Here is an 18,677-nt window from a genome sequence, read left to right on the forward strand (position 1 = left end):
AAGCGTATTGCTTTTTTCTTTACTTCGGAAATTTTAAGGGTGTTTTAGATTATGCCTTAATATCTTTCAGCCTTAGTTGCAGACTCACGTTGCCTTGCCATTCGTTTTCATCAATAACATAAGCCGCTTTAAAAGGTTTCCCAGAACAAGCAATCGATTTTTTATCACCCATTCCAAAACCGATGCATACGTATTGTGAGATTCCTTGTTTTACGGTGATTCTCAAATGTGATTTGTCATCACCTACGCATTTTCCGTAACCTGTTTCGGTTAGGTTTTGAGTCAAGAAAACCGGCGTTGGGTTGCCAGGACCAAATGGCGCAAACTGTTTTAAAATTCTGTAAAATTTCGGAGTAATGCCTGCGAGGTCTATTTCCATGTTGATGGCAAGTTTTGGTTGCAACAGTTTTGGGTCTATACTTTCTGAAACTACTTGTTCAAATTTGTTTTTGAAATTTTCAAAATCTTTTTCATCCAAAGTCAATCCCGCGGCATATTTATGCCCTCCAAACTGCTCAATAAACTCGGAACATTTTTCTAAAGCATTATATACATCAAAGCCAGAAACTGATCTAGCAGAAGCCGCTAATTTATCACCGCTTTTTGTAAAAACTAAAGTAGGCCTATAATAAGTCTCTATTAGCCTCGAGGCAACAATCCCGATCACACCTTTGTGCCAGTCTTCTTGAAAGACCACGGTGGTCATTTTGTCTTCTTCTTTATTCTTGACAATCTGTTTAAGCGCTTCTTCTGTGATGCGCTTATCTGCTTCTCGCCTATCCAGATTAAACTGTTCTATCTCTGCAGCCCAAACAGCCGCTTTATTCATATCTGTCTCTACAAGAAGTGTCACGGCGTGATTCCCGTGTTTCATTCTTCCTGCTGCATTAATACGAGGGCCAATAATAAAAACAACATCTGTAATGGTGAGCACTTCTTTTTTGACCTGCTTTAAGATCGCTTTATACCCCGTGCGAGGGTTACTGTTAATCACTTTTAATCCGAAATATGCTAGAATTCTATTCTCCCCGGTTATAGGCACAATATCTGCACCAATAGCAGTGGCAACAAGGTCTAGATACAAAAGCAAGTCTTCTATAGTTTGGCCACGTCGTGAGCCCAAGGCTTGTATCAATTTAAATCCAACGCCACAACCGCAAAGTTCATCAAATGGATAGTTACAATCGTCTCTTTTAGGATCTAGCACCGCAATAGCTTTTGGCAACTCTGGTCCTGGACGGTGGTGATCGCAAATAATGAAATCGACTCCTTTTTCTAAAGCGTAGGCTACTTTTTCAATCGCCTTTACACCACAATCTAAGGAGATGATTAATGAGAAGCCATTGTCTTCCGCAAAGTCTATCCCTTTATAAGAAACGCCATAGCCCTCATCATATCTGTCCGGTATATAGGTTGCTACATTTGGGTAATACGTTTTTAAATAACTACTCATTAAAGCAACACTCGTAGTTCCATCTACGTCATAATCACCAAAGACTAAAATATTTTCTTTATCCTCAATTGCTTTTTCAATTCGCGCTACTGCAAGCATCATGTCTTGCATTAAAAAAGGGTCGTGAAGATCGTCTAGACTGGGTCTAAAAAAGTGTTTCGCTTCATCAAAGGTGGTAATCCCTCTTTGTAAAAGAAGATCTGCAATAGTATCATCCACGCCTAAAGCCTGAGCGATTTCAAGGCTGTTTTCTGAATCTGATTTTGGTAGTATATTCCAACGCATAAGTTTGGAAATTACAACTTCTGATTATAAATTAATAATTTATTGTAAATTTAAATCTGATGAAAAAAACATTTTACGTATTCGTGCTCCTCTCGTTTTGTTTAATGAGTGCACAAGATGGAAGTCCAGATAGCTCATTTGGGGGCAATGGAGTGATCCTTCAAGAATTTGATTGTGAAAATCTTTACATCAGATCTTCTCTTGAGTTGAATGATGGTACTATTTTGTTCTCAGCAAGTTGCTATACGAGCGCTACCACTCATTTTTTAATGCAAGTAGATGAAAATGGAAACCTGATATCTACCTATGGGGAAAATGGAATTCTCATACTGCCAGATAATTTTATGGTTTTTAATCTTCATAAGCAGCTTGCTGATGGTTCTATTTTAATTTATGGGGAAAACTTAGATATAAACCCAAATTACGATGCTCTATATAAAATTAGCATCGATGCTGAAGTTGACCAAAGCTATGGTGATGATGGTGCATTAGTAATTACTCAGTCAAATTTCTACTCCAAGAAATTTGTAATTCTTGATAACGGCAGTGTTTTAATTGCTGATTATAGTAATGATGAAACCATTGAGTTTGTGAAGTACGATAGCAATGGGGCTATTGACAACTCTTTTCCTGCTATTACTACTGCTATTCAAATTAATGGTGATTACGATAGGCTGGCACAGCTTAGCTTATCTGTCACTAATGAAATTTTTATAGGAATAAGAGGCCTAGAAGGAGAACTCCAAGTACATACTATCTATCGTTTTAATGAGGATGGAACTCTTAATAACGAGTACGGCACAAATGGATTTACTATTGTTCCAGAACCTATAAGCGAAACAGACCCTTATTGGTTTAACTACACACTATTACAAAATAATGAAATAATTGTTTCACGAACATTATATGACTGGGAAGAAGGTCTCACAGAAACAAGAATATTTAAGCTCAATGAAAACGGTAGTACGAATAGTTCCTTTGGAAATAATGGTCAAGTAATCGTTAATTCTTATGCAGGAACTGTATATGAACAAGGCAATGGCAAGTTATTGTTTCACGGAAATGTGAGTGACTTCGAAGGGGGCTTAAACTTTACTATGATGCGCTTTCATAACGATGGAAATGTTGATAATACCTTTAATTTTGAACCTAACTTTGATGAGATGGGTTCTTACGGACCATTGCATCACTCCAATGGCAAAATCTACATTTTAGGGTCGACAATTTGGTATAACGCGCCACCAATGAATTTTATTATGCTGCGATATAACAACAGCCCATTAGGCATTGACGAAGAAAACACACTTGACTTTTCAGTATCGCCTAACCCTTCAAAAGATATTTTCACAATCAGTCATTCTTCCTTGCTATCTAGTCCAAAACCCTATGCGATATTTGACTTAAAAGGGACATTGTTGATTCAAGGAGAATTTGAGAAGCAACATACAGAAGTTGATTTATCACAATATGAAAGCGGAATCTATTTGTTAAAAGTTGAAAATTCTACTTTTAAGCTTATCAAAAATTAGTGCGAAATAGTATTTAATTTAAACTACAACTTACAAGTTTAGGTGAAACACCTAGCTTTGTAAAAAACCAATTCTATATGCCATTAGTAACGCCACTTTCGCCAGACCACGACGAAACAACACAAGAACTCGCAGATTTTTTCAATGAAACACTAGGCTTTTGTCCAAATAGTGTTTTGACGATGCAAAGAAGACCTGCCATCAGTAGGGCTTTCATTAATCTTAATAAAGCCGTCATGGCAAATGATGGCCGCGTAACTTCTTCTCTAAAAAGAATGATTGCTTGGGTAAGTAGCAATGCTACAGGATGTCGTTATTGCCAAGCACACGCGATCAGAGCGGCAGAGCGTTATGGTGCAGAACAAGAACAGTTAGACAACATTTGGGAATACAGAACACATCCTGCTTTTAGCAAAGCAGAACGCGCAGCATTAGATTTTTCGTTGCAAGCTTCTATGGTGCCAAACGCGGTAGATGCAGAGATTAAAGAACGCCTCTACAAGCATTGGGACGAAGGTGAGATTGTAGAAATGTTAGGAGTTATTTCTCTCTTTGGATACCTAAACAGATGGAACGACTCTATGGGGACATCTATTGAAGATGGCGCAGTAGAAAGTGGTGATCAATACCTTGGGAAGCACGGTTGGGAGAAAGGGAAACACATTTAGAAATCTACCACGATAGCTAGATATCAATTTGAATTATTGACCCTATTAAAATAAAAACACGCAACCACACAGGTTTTAATCTCTTGTGATTGCGTGTTTTACGCTTTACACGTCTAAGCCCAGCAAGTCTTGATGCCAGTCGCTATTAAGAGAATGAAGCTATCTATTTTCCAGCTACAATAATTACAATCTCCCCTTTAGGCGGTTTTGCCGTATAATGGGCTAACACCTCGGTGGCTGTTCCTCTAATGGTTTCTTCATGTAATTTAGTAATCTCTCTAGACACAGAAACCTGTCGTTCTTCTCCAAAATATTCCACAAAATGTCCAAGTGTTTTGATCAACTTGTGCGGAGATTCATAAAAGATCATAGTCCGTGTTTCTTCTACTAAAGTGAGGAATCGTGTTTGACGCCCTTTCTTTACAGGAAGAAATCCTTCAAAAACAAACTTGTCATTAGGTAAGCCGCTATTCACCAGAGCAGGGACAAATGCAGTTGCACCTGGTAAACAGTCCACTTCAATACCTGCCTGTACACAGGCTCGCGTTAGCAAAAATCCTGGGTCGCTAATGGCCGGAGTACCTGCATCACTAATTAAAGCAACGGTCTCGCCTCCCTTAATTCTAGCCACGATACCTTCTGTGGTTTTATGCTCATTGTGCATATGATGTGAATGCATTTGAGTTGTAATTTCATAATGCTTTAATAATTTTCCGCTTGTGCGGGTGTCTTCGGCAAGAATGAGATCTACTTCATTTAGCACTTCTACAGCTCTAAATGTCATGTCTTTAAGATTACCGATTGGGGTAGGTACTAGAAAAAGTTTGCTCATATTATTCCCTCACTACTTTTCCGAAGAAATAAGAAACTAATAATAACACAATCGCTATTAATGGCAAGGTAGACTCCGCTGATTCTCCTGCTAAATAATGCGCAAAAAATCCGAGCACAAAATCAAAAAACAGTCCAGCATACGCCCATTCTGTTAGCCATTTACTGCTGCGCCATAAAATCATGATCACCCCTAGTATTTTTGCAATTGCCATGGGCACTACTAAATAGGCAGGATAATTGAATGACTCATAATACCCTGTAAAGGTTTCTGTTTCTGTCAAGTAGTTAAAGGCAGAATAAAAAAGTAATAGGCAAAGCAATGCTGTTGCCACCCAGTAAATAATTTTTTGAAGATTCATAATAGGTTGGTTTTTAATGAAACAATCTAGTTAAAATTCTTTTCTACGATTGCCATAAATCGCTCTTCATACACCTCTTTCCCTGACCAATCGTTATAATCTGGCTTTACGTTATTCGTTATAAAAGATGCCGCTGCATTAAAGTTCTCCATCGTATTTATCTGCGATAACACGCGTTGATAATCGTCCGTTCTGGATTCAAAAAGATGCTTGATAAAAGCTAATCTATCATTAAGACCTATAGACAACCCGTTACCTATACTATCGTTTAGAGACTTAGGTTGTGCCGGGTCTTCATTTAACATATGCACCTTCCTTGGTGCTTCTATTCCTTTTGACGATTCTTTGCTTATTAAGCTAGATCCAGCCGGCATTGATTTTTCATCCTTCCTAGTAAATGTAGGCATTTTCAGATAGCTTGCGGCAAAGTCTTCAAGATCATTCTTGACCGTTTTCTGCCGTGGTAAAATTTCTTCTAGTAATTCATCAATCTTTTGAGACTCTGGCGGTATCTGTGCAACGATATCTTTTATTTTTTCCATTGCTGGCTCCACGAGTTCATCTTCGTGTTCTGGTTGAGGAACTGGCACTGGTTCTTTAAACCAAGTATCTTCTCGATAGCTCTTAGAGTCTAATGCACTTGTTTCTGAAACTTTAATTTGCGATTCTAAATAGGCAAGCACGGCAAGTTGCTCTTGGAGTTTAGCAACCGTAGCTTTTACTTCTAGGATGTTAAAAGCACCTTCCGTAGCAGAAAGTGTAGCGCCCAAGCTTTTAATATCTTCTCGCAATTTGTTTTTCATAAAAATAAAATTTTTAGGGTTCGCTCTCTTTAGTTTTTATAAATTTACGCAACCTTTATGTAAAACGGAAATATAATCTGTTTTCGTCTAATTTATCACACATGTTTTTAGAAAATACCGTCAATCAAAAAGAGCAATTCGGCTGGATCGAAGTGATTTGCGGTTCTATGTTTTCTGGCAAGACTGAAGAACTCATCAGGCGATTAAAACGAGCAGACTTTGCTAGGCAAAAAGTAGAGATATTTAAGCCCGCGGTGGATACTAGGTTTGATGAAGATGAAGTAGTCTCTCATGATAAAAACCAGATACGTTCTACTGCTGTGCCTGCCGCAGCAAATATTCCTATTCTAGCAGATGGCTGTGATGTTGTGGGTATTGATGAGGCTCAGTTTTTTGATGATGAAATAGTAAAGGTTTGCAATGATCTTGCGAATCGAGGTGTAAGAGTAATTGTCGCTGGTCTCGATATGGATTTTAAAGGAAACCCTTTTGGTCCAATGCCAGCCCTTATGGCTACTGCAGAATACGTTACTAAAGTGCACGCAGTTTGCCCAAGAACGGGTAATCTTGCAAATTACAGTTTTAGAAAATCTACAAATGACGATCTTGTTTTGCTCGGTGAGACAGAAGAATATGAACCTTTAAGCAGGGCTGCTTTTTATAAAGCAATGCTTCGCGAAAAAGTAAAGAATATGAACGTGCAAGAGCCTCTAGAAATAAAGCCAAAGAAGCAAGCTTAACTTATGCCTAAAGCAACCGAAACGACGCTGGAGATTGACCTAAATGCACTTAGGCACAACTATCATTTTTTAAAATCTAAGCTTGAGACTCCCACAAAAATGCTGGCAGTTGTCAAGGCCAATGGCTATGGAAGCGATGGTGTTATCGTGGCGAAAGAACTAGAAACACTAGGCTGTGACTATTTTGCGGTCGCGTATTCTGGCGAAGGCGAACAACTAAGAGACGCAGAAATCACAACGCCTATTCTGGTATTGCACCCATTACCCATTAACTTTAATAGCATCATTGAAAGATGCTTAGAGCCTAGTATTTATTCTATAAAAATGCTGCAAGCGTTTATTGCATTTGCTGATTCAAAAAGCCAGAAAGACTACCCCATTCATTTAAAGTTTAACACCGGTTTAAATAGACTTGGCTTTACTGCTTCGGAAATAACCACTATTTGTAATCTGCTTTCTAAAACATCAAGCGTTAAAGTACGCTCCTTGTTTTCACATCTGGCGGCTAGTGAAGATGTCAATGAGAAGTCTTTTACAGAAGGCCAGATTAATCAATTTCAGCACATTTCCGAAGAAATAAGCAAAGTTATAGGATACCAACCGCTGTTGCATACACTCAATACATCTGGTGTTTTAAATTATTCAGAAGCGCAGTATGATATGGTGCGCTGTGGTATTGGACTGTATGGGTTTGGTAATGATATCCGTTATAACAAAGAATTAATTCCAGTGCTCTCCCTAAAAACGGTGATTTCGCAAATTCATCATTTAAGTAAAGGTGATACCGTAGGTTATGGTAGAAAAGGACAGGTAAACACCGCCTTGAAAACAGCAACTTTACCAATAGGACATGCAGACGGATTGCCGCGAACACTTGGGCAAGGTCGTGCTAGTTTTCTGGTGAATGGGAAGCAGGCTCCTATTATAGGAAATGTTTGCATGGATATGATCATGGTTAATGTCACAAACATAGATTGTGAAGAAGGCGACGAAGTAATTGTTTTTGATAAAACCTTTACCGCAGAGGCCTTGGCTGATAAGATGAATTCTATTTCTTATGAATTACTTACCGCATTATCTTCTCGGATAAAACGTACCATTAGTCGAAAAGAAATCGACAAACAGTAGTTAAAATTTTTATAAAAAAACAAAACTGTATCTTGGCTACTTATTAACCATTTAACCATATTTAAAATGTTAAAAGAATTTAAGAGTTTTATTATGACGGGTAACGTCATTGACTTAGCAGTAGCTGTATTACTTGCAGGCGCCTTAGGCCTGGTAGTAGGAGGTTTTGTTTCCGATATTATGATGCCAATTGTGGGTCACTTCACTGGCGGTGTTGATTTTGCAGACTTTAAAGTTGTACTTGATGAGGCTGTTGTAGCTGCAGATGGTACCGTGTCAAAGGCAGAGAATGCCATCATGTACGGAAAATGGATTAATGCCATCATTAACTTAATCATTGTTGGTTTTGTATTATTTATCATTGTAAAAGCGTACAACAAAACGAAGACGCCACCAGCACCAGCTGCACCAGCTGCACCAGCAGGACCTAGCGAGCTTGATATCTTAAAAGAGATTCGCGACTCGTTGAAGAAATAATACTCGCCTTCGGCTCCGTTCAAAAAGCGGTTAAAATGTATTAAATTTAACACCCTATCAAAACCGATAGGGTGTTCTTTTTTGTAGCAACTACTATGGTCTTTTTATAAGAATGGAGTACTTTTATATGCTCTAAAAATTCAATCAATGAAAGTAACAATTATAGGTGCCACCGGTATGGTGGGCTCCGTTTTATTAAAAGTTCTAGAAGAACGTAACTTCCCGATTTCACAATTTCTTCCTGTTGCTTCAGAAAGGTCTGTCGGACGTGAATTAGTGTATAAGGGAAAAACATATAAAATAGTAGCGATGCAAGAAGCTCTTGCGGCCCAACCTGACATCGCCATCTTTTCTGCAGGAGGTGATATTTCTTTAGAATGGGCACCCAAGTTTGCCGAAGCAGGCACCACTGTAATCGACAACTCTTCTGCTTGGCGAATGGATGTGACTAAAAAACTAATCGTTCCAGAAATCAACGCGTCTTGTTTAAACAAGGACGATAAAATTATTGCAAATCCTAATTGCTCTACTATCCAGATGGTGATGGCGCTTGCTCCCTTGCATAAAAAATATAAAATGAAACGTATCGTGGTTTCTACCTATCAATCCGTTTCTGGAACCGGCGTGAATGCTGTTACACAAATGGATAATGAACAAAATGGAATTAAGGGCGCGATGGCCTATCCCTATCCTATTCATAGAAACGCGATCCCACATTGTGATGATTTTGAAGCAAATGGGTATACCAAAGAAGAGATGAAGCTCGCCAGAGAACCACAAAAAATACTGGACGATCGGACCTTTTCTATTTCTGCCACGGCAGTACGCATTCCTACTGCGGGCGGGCATAGTGAAGCGGTTAATGTGGAGTTTTTAACTGACTTTGATTTAGGAGAAGTACGTCAATTACTGCACGCGACACCTGGAATAACAATTCAAGATAACCCGGACACAAATACCTATCCTATGCCTATCTATGCTAATGGTAAGGACGATGTGTTTGTGGGAAGATTGCGCAGAGACGAGACCCAACCTAACACACTAAATATGTGGATTGTGAGCGACAATTTAAGAAAAGGCGCGGCCACTAATGCCGTGCAGATTGCGGAGTATTTGGTGAAAAACAATCTTGTCTAAACTAAGATAATTAATAGATAAGGGGTTTTACCCTCTCATTTTCAAAAACATAGAAGGGTAATAGTCTCACAAAAGTCTCATTATTAGAGTATATTCATAAGTTACTAACAATCTTTCTTTTATCTTTATAGTACAATAATTAAATTATTGCTGAAATTGAATAAAAGACGTCTATACAAAGCAGTTGCTTTCATTATTTTTATTGGTATTGTTTCTTGTAAAGGAGACGATGACGCATACGTGCCACTAGAGATAGTAACTCAAGCAGATAGTTTCATGGTCTCATCCCTAGAAACCATTACTATTTCGGTATTAAATAACGATACCAATGTGCCAGAAGAAGGAATTTTGTCTTTTAACGCAGCTTCAAATGGCGTTGTTTCAAAAAACGATCAAGGTACTCCGGCAGATGTAAGAGATGATTCTTTCACCTATGACCCCGACAATGATTTTGATGGAGTTGATACTTTTCAATATACTATTTGCAACGAGTTAGGGAGTGGTTGTAAAACTGAAACAGTAACTATCACAGTCGCAATAGCGTCTCCTATCCGTGTTGATTTAGTTCGTTTCCCATATGACACCCTTTCTTCTTATGGGTTTTTCTCAGATAACCTAAGCGCATTTAATCCGGTTTTCGGGCTTTTACCTTTCGAACCAATTACGCCTCTTTTTACCAACTATGCAAAAAAAGCGCGTTTTGTGTATGTTCCTGAAGGGAGCAAAGCAACTTATAATGGTGATGGTAATTCATTAAGTTTTCCCGTGGGAAGTTCACTTGTAAAAGTATTTTATTACGATAATGTATTGCCTGAAAATCAACGCCACATTATTGAAACTAGAGTTATGGTTAAAAAGTCTTCTGGATGGGAATTTGCAGAATATATTTGGAATGAGGAACAAACTGAAGCTTTTCTTGATGAATCCGGTAATGGTGGTTTTACACAGGTAGAATGGATTCAAGACGGAGAAGAAAGATTTGTTAATTATAGAATCCCAGCACAAACACAATGTATTGTCTGTCACACGAATGACCTGGTTACCATCCCATTAGGGATTAAGCCACAGAACATTAATTCTAATTATGCATATGAGTCTGGCACGGCAAATCAACTAGACAAGCTTATTGAAGAAGGGTTTCTTGAAGATGCGCTACCGTCAACTATTAACACCGTGGTAGACTGGGAAGATATTAATGAATCACTTTTAGATAGATCAAGAGCATATCTAGATATTAACTGCGGAAATTGCCACTCCGCTGGTGGTCAAGCCGATTATAGATCATTGAGACTGCTTTACAATGACACTGACAACAACTCCGATAACTTGGGAATCTGCATTGATGCAGACACAGAAATTCCTGGGTTTCCCGGCACTAAACTATTTGCACCAGGAGACGCTGCAAATTCTATAAATCTATATAGAATGGAAATAGTGGATAGCCAGTTTACAATGCCTCAGTTTGGCCGCAATCTATCTCACGACGAGGGATTACAACTTATTGAGGAATGGATAAATTCTTTAAATACAACATGTGATTAACTAAAAATACTATTATGAAAAAAAACCTACTTCTTTTTACGCTTTTGGTTGCTGGAATAGCCAACGCCCAAATAACATTTACAACCCAATCTATTGGCACAAACCATAGTGACAGGGGTATTGTAGATATGAATGGAGATCATCTAGATGATGTCATTTCTGTTTCTGCAAATACAGTACAAATCTTTTACCAAAATGATGGTGGTGGCTTTACAGAGGCGAACATAAGTACACCCACGGCAGATTACACTCCTTCTTGGAGTCTAGCTGCTGGAGATTATGATGGCAATGGTCTTACAGACCTTTTATACGGAGGTGGACAAGGGGTAACTTTTATGAAAGCAATGGATAGCAATACAGGTGACAGCAATCCTATTGATGGATTTATTGAAGATTCTGGAAGTGAATATGTATTCTCTCAGCGTTCAAATTTTATTGACATTAACAATGACGGTCATTTAGACGCTTTTGTCTGTCACGATGTTGAGCCTAATGTGTATTATATAAATGATGGGAATGGAAATTTCACCTTCAATCAAGGTGGCTTAGGTGATTATTCTTCTGGTGGGCATTATGGATCTGTTTGGGTTGATTTTGACAACGACAGAGACATCGATATGTTTATCGCAAAATGTGGAGGAGAATCTGCGCGTCGCGATAATGAGATGCACAGAAATAATGGTGACGGGACTTATACAGAAATAGGCGCAGACTTGGGCCTTGAAGATGACATGTCTACCTGGTCAAGTGCTTGGGCAGATTATGATAATGATGGCGATATGGATGCCTGGGTTGGAGCTAGTACTTTAGATCAAGGATTTCACAGGTTAATGAGAAATAATGGTAATGGTACTTTTACTGACGTCATCACAGGGTCTGGACTAGAAAGCTTTATCAATACAAACATTGAAAACCAAACATACGACTTTGACAATGATGGGCATACAGACATTATTTCTTCTGGTTCTATATTATACGGAAACGGAGACATGACTTTTACTATTCAAGGAGATGCTCCTTATAATGGTGGTTTTGGAGATGTAAATAACGATGGTTTTATTGATGTTATGGGCTTTGGCTTTTTAAGAATCAATGATGGTAATAGTAATAATTGGATAAAATTTGCTACAGAAGGAGTGGAGAGCAATTCACAAGGGATTGGTGCTCGTGTAGAGATATTAACAGCCTCTGGAGCTCAAATAAGAGATGTGCGTAGCGGTGAAGGTTTTGGAAACATGAGCTCTTTAAACAGTCATTTTGGTTTAGGAACGGACGATGCTGTAGAATCTGTGACTGTATACTGGCCATCAGGGACTATAGATATATTTGAAGATCTTGACATTAATCAAATGCACGTACTTCAAGAAGGAGATGGTGTTTTAGGTATTAATGATGCTATAGTAGCAAATCTTATTCTGTATCCTAACCCTACAACAGACTTCTTAAACATCTCAGAAGATATCAATTTTGATGAACCTATTTACACTGTTTTTGATGCAGCAGGTAGAAGAGTAATGCACGGTAGACTAAACGACTCCCGGATAGATGTTTCTTCTCTAGCTAACGGAAACTATTTTTTACGTCTTATAAATAACAGTAGAAGACTAGACAGAAGTAAAATAAAGACTCAAAAATTTACGAAGAGATAAAAAGATTATTAAATACAATAAAGCACCATTAAGTGAAGCTTAATGGTGCTTTATTTTACTCACATTTATGAAATATTATCACTATTGGATGTTAACTCTTGGCGCTTTACTTCTCTTTGTGAGTTGTAAAAATGATGACGACGTGTATGTCATATTGCCCATAGAAACTACAGCTGATGTTGCTCAAGTTATCCAGGGAGAAATGGTGGCCCTCTTAGTTTTAGTAAATGATATAAACATAGAAGAAGAAGCTTTGTTGTCTTTTTCTACGCCAAGTACGGGCACTGCGTCCATCGATACCTTTAACACAATGTCTGTTCTTGATGATGCCATCCTATATAGCGCTCCCGAAGATTTTATAGGAGACGTTTCATTTACGTATACTATTTGTAATACGGCACAGTCGTGTAAAAAAGAGTTGATTACCATCACTGTCGTTCCATCAAGTCAAGTTAATTTTGATCCTTCTATAGAACCTTTCTTGATCTTATCCAGCTATAATTTTTTTGCAGGAGACATCAAGTCTTTGACCCCAAATCCTAGGGTGCTACCCTACAAACCCATAAGTTCGCTTTTCTCAGATTATGCGCTTAAAAAGCGTTTTGTCTGGATGCCCGATGGCGTTAAAGCCTCATACAACGGTGATGGAGAGCCCTTAGATTTCCCTGTGGGCACCGTTTTAATTAAGAATTTTTACTACGAAAATGTCCTGCCTTCAAATGACACGCGTATCATTGAAACCAGGTTATTGTACAAGACAGATACGGGGTATAAATTTGCCGAATATATCTGGAACGAGGAACAAACAGAAGCTTTTCTAGATGTAGAAGGTGATGGCGGCTTTACCGACGTCACGTGGCTCCAAGATGGAGAAAAAAGAACAGTAACCTATAGAACGCCTGCTGGCTCTGAATGCTTTACGTGTCATAAAAGTAATGCAGAAAATGCTCCTATCGGGCTTAAACCGCAAAGCCTCAATAGCGAGTATCCCTATCCTGAAGCAACACAAAACCAATTGAGCAAGTTTATTGACATTGGGTATCTAGAGGACAACCTGCCTCCAAACATAACGACGGTCATTGATTACACAGATGAAACTCAGACACTCGATTTACGGGTGCGCTCATACCTCGATATTAATTGTGCTAGCTGCCACCAGGATGAAGGACATTGTAATTATAGAAGTATGCGTTTTGCTTTTGATGAAAACGAAACGCTCGAAAACAGAGGAGTTTGTGTAGATCCTGATGATTTTTTTCCAGAATTAGAAGCTCAAAAAATCGTAAAACCGGGTGACCCAGAAAACTCCGTTTTGTTTGTTCGGTTAAGTACTAATGAACAAAACCGAAGAATGCCACTCTTAGGCAGAAACAGTCTTCATATAGAAGGAATCGAACTATTGGAGCAATGGATCATAGCGCTCGCAGAAACTTGCGACTAAGGGTTAAGTTTATTAATTTAACGTATTCATTGTTGTATTCATAAAATTATATAGTTATTTTTTTCATATCTTTAGATAATACTAACTAAAACCATCACTTTATGAATTCAACTTTTACTAACATCCTCAGAATTATTTTAGGGCTTGCTCTCGTCGTATTTGGCTTCAATAAATTTCTTGAGTTTTTCCCTACACCAGAAATGGCTCGAGCTGGAGCTAATTTTATAGAATCATTAGAGAGTAGTGGTTATATATTGTACGCTGTTGCGATATTAGAAATAATTGTTGGACTCCTTTTATTAATAAAAAAATGGGTTCCTTTTGCTTTAATACTACTGGTGCCTATTTCGGTCAACATACTATTTTTTCACCTTTTCTTAGACGTTTCAGGACTTGCCGTGGCTATTGCTATTGTCGCTATAAATATTATTCTTATTTATAAATTCTGGAAATCTTATCGTCCTTTGTTTCAGTAGTCTTTGAGAAGAACAAGAACCATTAACAGTGCTTTCTAGATAAGAAAGCGCTGTTTTTGTTATATTTACATTCCTTAATTAAAAACTATGAAAACATTTAAAATTGTATTTGCTCTAGCTCTTTTTGCGGGATTTACAGCATGTGAAGAAGAAATGAAAAGAGAAAAAATAGACATTACGTACCCAGCTACAACGAAGGTAGACACAGTAACTAATTACTTTGGCACAGATGTAAGAGATCCGTATAGATGGCTGGAAGACGATATGAGTGAAGAAACAGGAGCGTGGGTAACGGCTCAAAATAAAACCACTTTTGGGTATCTTGATAACATCCCCTTTAGAGAGGAACTTAAAGAACGTCTCACTTCTTTATGGAATTACGAAAAAGTAGGTTCGCCATTTAAAGAGGGTGATTATACCTATTACTATAAAAATGACGGACTACAAAATCAATACGTTGTTTACCGTTACAAAACAGGTGATGACCCTGATACGGCAACGGTATTTTTAGACCCAAATACGTTTAATGAAGAAGGAACCATATCGCTAGGCGGATTAAGCTTTAGTGATAATGGTGCAATGGCCGCCTATAGTATTTCTGAAGGTGGAAGCGACTGGCGTAAAGTGCTGGTGATGGAAACTAAAGGTCGTACGGTTGTAGAAGACACAATCGCGGACGTTAAATTTAGCGGTGTCTCTTGGAAAGGAAATGAAGGTTTCTATTATTCTAGTTATGATAAGCCCAAGGGAAGTGAACTTTCTGCAAAGACAGATCAGCATAAATTATACTACCATAAACTGGGGACGAAGCAGCAAGAAGATAAGATTATATTTGGTGGAACTCCAGCAGAAAAACACAGATATGTAGGTGGAGGAACCACAGAAGACAATAAATTCTTAGTAGTAACGGCAAGTGTTTCTACTTCGGGAAATAAACTTTTTATTAAAGATCTAACTAAGCCAGACAGTAAATTTACTACCGTACTAGATCATACGGATAGTGACACCAATGTGATGTATAATGAGGGGTCACAGTTGTTTTTAGTAACGAATCTCAATGCGCCTAACAAAAAAATTGTCACAGTAGATGCTGCAAATCCAAATCCAGAAAACTGGATAGACGTTGTGCCAGAAACCGAGAATGTGCTCAACGCAGGCTCGGGTGGCGGATACATTTTTGCAAACTATATGGTAGATGCCCTTAGTAACATAAAGCAATATGATTTTAAAGGTACCTTGGTTAGAGAAATCAAACTTCCGGGCCTTGGTTCTGCAGGTGGCTTTGGCGCTAAGAAAGAAGAAAAAGAACTCTATTACTCTTTCACAAATTATGTGACTCCAGGAAGCAGCTATAAATTTGATATAGAAAGTGGAGAAAGTGAACTCTACGTAAAACCTGATATTGACTTTAACTCTGACAACTACGAGAGCAGGCAAGTATTTTATGCATCTAAGGATGGAACAAAAATCCCGATGGTAATTACCTGTAAAAAAGGAATAGACCTCAACGGTAAAAACCCAACCATCCTTTATGGATATGGCGGGTTTAATATTAGTTTGACTCCGAGCTTTAGTATTGCAAATGCGGTATGGATGGAGCAAGGTGGCATCTACGCAGTAGCCAACTTAAGAGGCGGTGGTGAGTACGGCAAAAAATGGCACGATGCAGGAACACAAATGAAAAAGCAAAATGTATTTGATGACTTTATTGCGGCTGCAGAATTCTTAATCGCCAACAAGTACACTTCAAGTGATTACCTCGCTGTAAGAGGAGGGTCAAATGGAGGACTTCTAGTAGGGGCAACCATAACGCAGCGTCCAGAATTAATGAAAGTAGCATTGCCTGCGGTAGGCGTGTTAGATATGTTGCGCTATCATACTTTTACAGCAGGCGCAGGATGGGCTTATGATTATGGCACAGCTGAAGACAGCCCAGAAATGTTTGATTATTTAAAAGCATATTCTCCTGTCCACAACGTAAAGGCAGGAATAAATTATCCAGCAACCTTAGTAACCACTGGAGATCACGATGATCGTGTCGTACCGGCGCATAGTTTTAAATTTGCCGCAGAGCTGCAAGAAAAACAAGCTGGAGAAAACCCTGTATTGATACGTATTGAGACCGATGCTGGTCATGGAGCCGGAACGCCGGTAAGTAAAACCATTGAACAATATGCAGATATTTTTGGATTCACGCTATACAATATGGGCTATAAAGTCCTTCCAGAAAAGCTAAATAACGAGGTTAAAAAATAATAATTAATAGTATTAAACCTAAAGCGGGACGGAAGCGTTCCGCTTATTTTTTGACTTTCATGCTAGACATAAACATCGACTCTTTTGCCTATCCAGACACGGAAAACAAGTCTGTGCTTCAACAGGTTTCATTCACGCTCAAACAAGGAGAGCACCTCGCTGTCTTAGGAGAAAGTGGCTGCGGTAAATCTACTTTGTTACACCTTATTTACGGCCTAATTAATCTGAGCGATGGATCTATACATCATAACAAGAACAAACTTCTAGGCCCAAAACACAATCTTATTCCCGGGGAACCTTTTATGAAATTAGTCGCGCAAGAGCTCGATATTATGCCTTTTATTTCTGTTGCAGAAAACATTGCTTCTCACTTAGATAGAAACGACAGAGCAAAAGACGATGCACGCGTAGACGACTTATTAGACGTGGTGCAATTAACGCCTTTTAAGCACGTAAAAGTAAAAAACCTAAGTGGTGGTCAAAAGCAACGAGTTGCCATAGCAAAAGCACTCGCACAGCAGCCAGAGGTGTTGCTGCTTGACGAACCCTTTAGTAGCATAGACACCTTCTTAAAGAACACCCTACGGCGTTCTTTTTTTAACTATACCCGTTCACAAAACATCACCTGTATTATCGCAACCCACGACACTGAAGAAGCGCTTGGCTATACAGACCGTATGCTATTGCTTCGTGTAGGGAAGACAGAACGTCTTGATACTCCTAAGGCCATTTATGAATCCTTAGAGAACAAATATCAAGCTAGTTTTTTTGGAGAGGTATCTGCTGTTGGCACTACTACTTATCTGTCCCACCAACTTAAAATAACTGAAGAAAAGACAGCTATTGAAATGGTTGTCATAAAAAGCTATTATTTAGGAGCTTATTACTTAATCGAGGGCCTTGCGAAAGGTGAAAAAATGTACGTACACCACAATACGGCGATTATAAAAGACACGCTTATTTATATATCAATTAATGACACTCATTGAAATAAGATTATTACTAGATAGTAGTATGGTAGTCCTCATATGGATGATTCAGCTTATTGTGTATCCTAGTTTCAAGTATTGCAACAAAGAACATCTTGTGGGCTGGCATCAAAAATATAGCAATCGATTAGCGGGAATTGTCATTCCGCTAATGCTGGGACAATTGGTGATTTCTATATACCAACTGTACGCTACTTTTAATTATGATCGTGTAATTTATGCGCTCTTTGTTTGGACACTCTGGATAAGCACCTTTCTTATTTTCGTTCCACTTCATAAAACAATAGCATCAGGAAATAGCACCTCAATTCACCTGAAGCAACTAGTCCGTAAAAATTGGTTAAGAACCAGCTTGTGGAGTTTACTCCTTTTATATTCTTTATATTATAAATTGAGTATTTAGTGGTCTGTTCAATAGAAAGGTAAGAGAAATAGTGCTTATTTTATGCTTGTAACCCGGTATTCTTTGTCATTAAAAACAAAGTTGTCTCCTTTTTTTTTGCCAGAAAGCTGTGCACCAATAGGCGCCTGTAGTGCCACACAGTAGTACACGATTTTACCAATAGTCACTGCCCCGTGAGAAATACTAATAAAATAATTTCCGTGATTGGTATGCACAAGGCTCCCAAGACGCGCGTAATCTGTTGCAGTCTTTATGTCTATTTTCGGCAAGAGTCGCTGCAAGTTTTCTAATTCCATTAATTGCTTCCCTGCATTCTCTCTATCTATCTGCAACATAGCTCTTCCCGTCTCATGTTTGTCTCCAGCGGAACTCTTAGTCTCGTCATTGAGGGACTCCACAATATCTGCTATGGCCGTTTGCACTTTTTCATATCGAGTGCGCACATTATTTTTACACGCATCAAGCAAACTAGATTTAATCTCAAGTACTGTCATCATGGTATTAAATA

The 18,677-nt window shown here is 38.5% G+C and carries 18 protein-coding genes; 13 read left to right on the forward strand and 5 right to left on the reverse strand.

All coding sequences use genetic code 11. The features are described from left to right. Nucleotides 1-49: 49 nt before the first annotated feature. Complete coding sequence (gene recJ / locus ABXT71_RS03855) at nt 50-1,738, reverse strand: single-stranded-DNA-specific exonuclease RecJ (protein ID WP_415372532.1); 1,689 nt, start codon at nt 1,736-1,738, stop codon at nt 50-52. A 59-nt stretch (nt 1,739-1,797) separates the two neighbouring features. Here recJ and ABXT71_RS03860 point away from each other — a divergent pair, with 59 nt between their 5' ends. Further along, nucleotides 1,798-3,267 (forward strand): T9SS type A sorting domain-containing protein, encoded by a 1,470-nt coding sequence (locus ABXT71_RS03860; protein WP_415372533.1) that lies wholly within the window; start codon nt 1,798-1,800, stop codon nt 3,265-3,267. A gap of 77 nt (nt 3,268-3,344) precedes the next feature. Then, on the forward strand, nt 3,345-3,935 hold the full coding sequence (locus ABXT71_RS03865; protein ID WP_415372534.1) for a carboxymuconolactone decarboxylase family protein: 591 nt from the start codon (nt 3,345-3,347) through the stop codon (nt 3,933-3,935). Nucleotides 3,936-4,098: 163 nt separating this feature from the next. Here ABXT71_RS03865 and rsmI read toward each other — a convergent pair whose 3' ends face one another. The 3 genes from rsmI to ABXT71_RS03880 are packed head-to-tail and all read right to left on the reverse strand — an operon-like array spanning nt 4,099 to nt 5,931. Next, nucleotides 4,099-4,767 (reverse strand): 16S rRNA (cytidine(1402)-2'-O)-methyltransferase, encoded by a 669-nt coding sequence (gene rsmI, locus ABXT71_RS03870; protein ID WP_415372535.1) that lies wholly within the window; start codon nt 4,765-4,767, stop codon nt 4,099-4,101. A gap of 1 nt (nt 4,768) precedes the next feature. After that, nucleotides 4,769-5,128 (reverse strand): DoxX family protein, encoded by a 360-nt coding sequence (locus tag ABXT71_RS03875; RefSeq protein ID WP_415372536.1) that lies wholly within the window; start codon nt 5,126-5,128, stop codon nt 4,769-4,771. A 26-nt stretch (nt 5,129-5,154) separates the two neighbouring features. Continuing rightward, the gene (locus ABXT71_RS03880; protein WP_415372537.1) at nt 5,155-5,931 is read right to left on the reverse strand and encodes a hypothetical protein; all 777 of its coding nucleotides are present in this window, start codon (nt 5,929-5,931) and stop codon (nt 5,155-5,157) included. 101 nt (nt 5,932-6,032) lie between these two features. On the opposite strand from ABXT71_RS03880, the gene ABXT71_RS03885 reads away from it, so the two are divergent. The 11 genes from ABXT71_RS03885 to ABXT71_RS03935 all read left to right on the forward strand — a co-directional run bounded on the left by ABXT71_RS03885 (nt 6,033) and on the right by ABXT71_RS03935 (nt 18,169). Then, on the forward strand, nt 6,033-6,671 hold the full coding sequence (locus ABXT71_RS03885) for a thymidine kinase (protein WP_415372538.1): 639 nt from the start codon (nt 6,033-6,035) through the stop codon (nt 6,669-6,671). A gap of 3 nt (nt 6,672-6,674) precedes the next feature. Beyond that, the gene (gene alr, locus ABXT71_RS03890) at nt 6,675-7,799 is read left to right on the forward strand and encodes an alanine racemase (protein ID WP_415372539.1); all 1,125 of its coding nucleotides are present in this window, start codon (nt 6,675-6,677) and stop codon (nt 7,797-7,799) included. 66 nt (nt 7,800-7,865) lie between these two features. Then, a complete protein-coding gene (mscL, locus tag ABXT71_RS03895) occupies nt 7,866-8,276 on the forward strand; it encodes a large conductance mechanosensitive channel protein MscL (RefSeq protein WP_415372540.1) in 411 nt (136 codons plus the stop codon). Nucleotides 8,277-8,423: 147 nt separating this feature from the next. Then, a complete protein-coding gene (locus ABXT71_RS03900; protein ID WP_415372541.1) occupies nt 8,424-9,413 on the forward strand; it encodes an aspartate-semialdehyde dehydrogenase in 990 nt (329 codons plus the stop codon). A gap of 156 nt (nt 9,414-9,569) precedes the next feature. Further along, nucleotides 9,570-10,955: an Ig-like domain-containing protein gene (locus ABXT71_RS03905; RefSeq protein WP_415372542.1), complete on the forward strand. Its 1,386-nt coding sequence runs from the start codon at nt 9,570-9,572 to the stop codon at nt 10,953-10,955. Between the two features lie 14 nt (nt 10,956-10,969). After that, on the forward strand, nt 10,970-12,604 hold the full coding sequence (locus ABXT71_RS03910) for an FG-GAP-like repeat-containing protein (RefSeq protein WP_415372543.1): 1,635 nt from the start codon (nt 10,970-10,972) through the stop codon (nt 12,602-12,604). 67 nt (nt 12,605-12,671) lie between these two features. Beyond that, the gene (locus tag ABXT71_RS03915) at nt 12,672-14,045 is read left to right on the forward strand and encodes an Ig-like domain-containing protein (RefSeq protein ID WP_415372544.1); all 1,374 of its coding nucleotides are present in this window, start codon (nt 12,672-12,674) and stop codon (nt 14,043-14,045) included. Nucleotides 14,046-14,146: 101 nt separating this feature from the next. After that, the gene (locus tag ABXT71_RS03920; RefSeq protein WP_415372545.1) at nt 14,147-14,521 is read left to right on the forward strand and encodes a DoxX family membrane protein; all 375 of its coding nucleotides are present in this window, start codon (nt 14,147-14,149) and stop codon (nt 14,519-14,521) included. An 87-nt stretch (nt 14,522-14,608) separates the two neighbouring features. Next, complete coding sequence (locus ABXT71_RS03925) at nt 14,609-16,777, forward strand: prolyl oligopeptidase family serine peptidase (protein WP_415372546.1); 2,169 nt, start codon at nt 14,609-14,611, stop codon at nt 16,775-16,777. Nucleotides 16,778-16,836: 59 nt separating this feature from the next. Next, nucleotides 16,837-17,766, forward strand: a complete 930-nt coding sequence (locus ABXT71_RS03930) for an ABC transporter ATP-binding protein (protein WP_415372547.1) — start codon at nt 16,837-16,839, stop codon at nt 17,764-17,766. After that, nucleotides 17,753-18,169 carry a hypothetical protein gene (locus tag ABXT71_RS03935; RefSeq protein ID WP_415372548.1) on the forward strand — a complete coding sequence of 139 codons (417 nt, stop codon included), beginning with the start codon at nt 17,753-17,755 and terminating at the stop codon, nt 18,167-18,169. The genes ABXT71_RS03930 and ABXT71_RS03935 overlap by 14 nt, the downstream gene beginning before the upstream one ends. A 35-nt stretch (nt 18,170-18,204) precedes the next feature. On the opposite strand, the gene ABXT71_RS03940 is transcribed toward ABXT71_RS03935, so the two are convergent. Further along, entirely contained in the window at nt 18,205-18,666 is a 462-nt protein-coding gene (locus ABXT71_RS03940) for a 3-oxoacyl-ACP synthase (protein WP_415372549.1), read from the reverse strand. Nucleotides 18,667-18,677 lie beyond the last annotated feature (11 nt).

Origin of the sequence: Patiriisocius sp. Uisw_047 (assembly GCF_047730165.1) — a bacterium.
Lineage (GTDB): Bacteria > Bacteroidota > Bacteroidia > Flavobacteriales > Flavobacteriaceae > Patiriisocius.